This is a genomic window from Escherichia sp. XD33, from assembly GCF_019375075.1.
Classification (GTDB): Bacteria; Pseudomonadota; Gammaproteobacteria; order Enterobacterales; family Enterobacteriaceae; genus Enterobacter; species Enterobacter flexneri_A.
The window spans coordinates 1-2,856 of sequence record NZ_JAENDM010000138.1; the positions used below are offsets into that span (position 1 = coordinate 1).

2 protein-coding genes and 1 pseudogene are annotated in these 2,856 nt (G+C 59.1%); 1 reads left to right on the forward strand and 2 read right to left on the reverse strand.

What is annotated here, in order from left to right; genetic code table 11:
- Both K0778_RS25505 and K0778_RS25510 read right to left on the reverse strand, forming a co-directional pair.
- Nucleotides 1-1,333 (reverse strand): annotated as a pseudogene (locus K0778_RS25505) (Tn3-like element TnAs1 family transposase); the annotation flags it as partial.
- Nucleotides 1,334-1,336: 3 nt separating this feature from the next.
- Entirely contained in the window at nt 1,337-1,897 is a 561-nt protein-coding gene (locus K0778_RS25510; protein ID WP_001161490.1) for a recombinase family protein, read from the reverse strand.
- Nucleotides 1,898-2,206: 309 nt separating this feature from the next.
- On the opposite strand from K0778_RS25510, the gene K0778_RS25515 reads away from it, so the two are divergent.
- Nucleotides 2,207-2,856: PAS domain-containing protein (locus K0778_RS25515; protein WP_153520327.1), on the forward strand; the 650-nt coding region annotated here is incomplete at its 3' end.

The window sequence follows — 2,856 nt, forward strand, 5'->3', positions numbered from 1 at the left end:
GCGGCTTCCAGCGCGGCTTGATGAAGGCCGTGGGTGCATCGGCCGGCACCTTGCGCAGGTTGTCGGCGTTCATCTCACGCAGGGTCTGCACGGCTGCCAGCACGCCTTGCGCGGCCGGCGCGGCGCGCAGTTCCAGCACCTCCAGCAAGGCCGGCGTGTAACGGCGCAGGGTGGCGAAGTTCTCGCCGACCAGGTGCAGGTGGTCGAAGCCTTCCGGCCGGGCCAGCAGCTCGGCCTCGCTGACGCTCTCGGTGAACTCGTCCCAGGGAATCACCGCCTCGATGGCGGCATAGGGGTCGCTGCCGCTTTCCTTCGCTTCCAGCAGCGCCTGGCCGATCCTGGAGTACAGGCGCACCTTGTCGTTGATCGCCTTGCCCTGCTTCTGGAACTGCTGCTGATGCTTGTGCTTCGCGCCGCTGAACAGCTTGACCAGGATGCGGTCATGCAGATCGACCAGCTCATCGATCACGGTCGCGGTGCTCTCCAGCACCACGGCGGCCAGGGTCGCGTAGCGGCGCTGCGGCTCGAACTTACCGAGGTCTTTGGGCGTCATCTGCCCACCCTCGCGGGCCAGCTTGAGCAGGCGGTTCTGGTGGATGTGCCGGCCCAGGCCTTCGGGCAAGTCCACCAACTGAAATGTCTTCAGCCGCTCGATGTGTTCCAGCATGTGCCGAGAGTTGGGTTTCAGCGGTGCCTGGCGCAGCCAGGTCAACCAGGTGATGCTGCTGCCGGCCTTGAGCTTCAACAGCTCGTCCAGCTTGGCCCGATGCGAGTCCGTGAGTGGTTCGACCAGGGCGCGGTAGACCCGCCGATTGGCTCGCGCAATGGCTTCCGAGCAGGCCCGGTCAATCACGCTCAGCGCCGGCAGGATGCGTCGTTTCTGCCGTAGGCTCTCCAGGGCCTGACCGGCCAGCAGCAAGCCTTTGTCGGTCTGCTGGGCCAGCTCGGTTAGCTCGCGCACCAGGGCGCGGAAGTCGGACAGGCCGAACGGGGCCAGTTGCAGGTAGGTGCGCAGTTCCTGGGCATGCTCGCGACGGGTCACGTCGCGCTCGCCGTACTTTGCCCAGCTCGCCGGCTCGGCCTGGACTTGCTTCGCCACCCACAGGATGACCGGCTCGGGCAGCTCGCTGTCGGTTCCCAGCGCGTAACCGGGGTAGCGCAGCAGGCAGAGCTGCACGGCGAAGCCGAGGCGGTTGGCGTCGCCGCGTCGCTGGCGGATCAGCGACAGGTCGGAGTCGTTGAAGGTGTAGTAGCGGATCAGGTCATCCTGGCTTTCCGGCAGCGCAAGCAGGGTGTCCCGCTCCGTGGCCGAGAGGATCAAGCGACGCGGCATGTGTCAGTCGTCCGTGCGGAGGTACTGGTAGAGGGTTTCCCGGCTGATGTTGAACTCGCGGGCAAGCTGCGCCTTGGGCTCGCCGGCCGTCGCTCGCTGCCGCAGGGTAGCAGCCTGCTCATCGGACAGGGCTTTCTTGCGGCCCCGGTACGCGCCACGCTGCTTGGCCAAGGCGATGCCCTCACGCTGCCGCTCGCGGATCAGGGCGCGCTCGAACTCAGCGAAGGCCCCCATCACCGACAGCATCAGGTTGGCCATCGGCGAGTCCTCGCCAGTGAACACCAGGCCCTCCTTCAGGAACTCGATGCGCACGCCGCGCTGAGTCAGCTTCTGTACCAAGCGACGCAGGTCATCGAGGTTGCGGGCCAGCCGATCCATGCTGTGCACCACCACTGTATCGCCTTCGCGGACGAAGCTCAGCAGCGCTTCGAGCTGGGGGCGCTGGGTGTCCTTGCCCGATGCCTTGTCGGTGAACACCTTGCTCACCTGGGTTTGTTCCAGCTGGCGTTCCGGGTTCTGGTCAAAGCTGCTGACCCGGACGTAGCCGATGCGGTGCCCCTGCACGATGTCTCCTTGGTTGAAGGCGGCTTAAGTGCACTTTCTGTTCCGTTGTGCCTCAAAGCCCATTTCTGTCAGGCTGAAATCTATAACCTTCGCGGGCATGTGTCAAAAAATGGGAAAGCAGACTCTATTCTGACGAAGCGGCGCGGCCCTGCCTGACATCAAGTTAGGGTATAGCCTAGATTGACATGCGCGATGCAACCCTTAACTTGCTTGCACCTATCGTTTCCATGCTAGCTTTATCGTAACGCTCAAGAAATTGGGCTTAATGCCGAAAACAATAAAATAAAACAGCCAACCCTTGAGGTTCTTATGCGCCAGAATTTACCAGTGACGGGTCGAAACTTAGAACTCCCAAAAGATGCCAATATTCTTTCGACTACCTCCCCTCAAAGCCATATCACGTACGTTAATCCTGACTTCATTAAAATCAGTGGTTTCACTGAGGAAGAACTATTAGGCCAGCCTCACAACATCGTAAGACACCCAGATATGCCGCCTGCTGCATTTGAGCATATGTGGAGTACATTAAAATCTGGCCGCTCATGGATGGGGCTAGTAAAAAATCGCTGTAAAAATGGCGACCACTATTGGGTAAGTGCTTATGTAACGCCAATAGCTAAGAATGGTTCGATTGTTGAATACCAGTCTGTAAGGACCAAGCCTGAACCTGAGCAGGTTTTGGCTGCGGAAAAATTATATGCTCAATTGAGAAGCGGGAAGGCCGCGAGGCCGAAATTGGCTGCTAGCTTTTCCGTGAAAATACTCTTGCTCATATGGGGTAGTATTATATCAAGCGCAATGGCTGCCGGCATGCTTACTGATACATCAATAAGCAGCTTATTGTTAGCCACTTTAATGTCAGGAAGCTTAAGCTCTGTTAGTGTTTTGGCTATTCTCTCTCCTCTTGGAAGACTGGTTGAAAGAGCCAGGAATATTTCCAATAACCCATTAAGTCAATC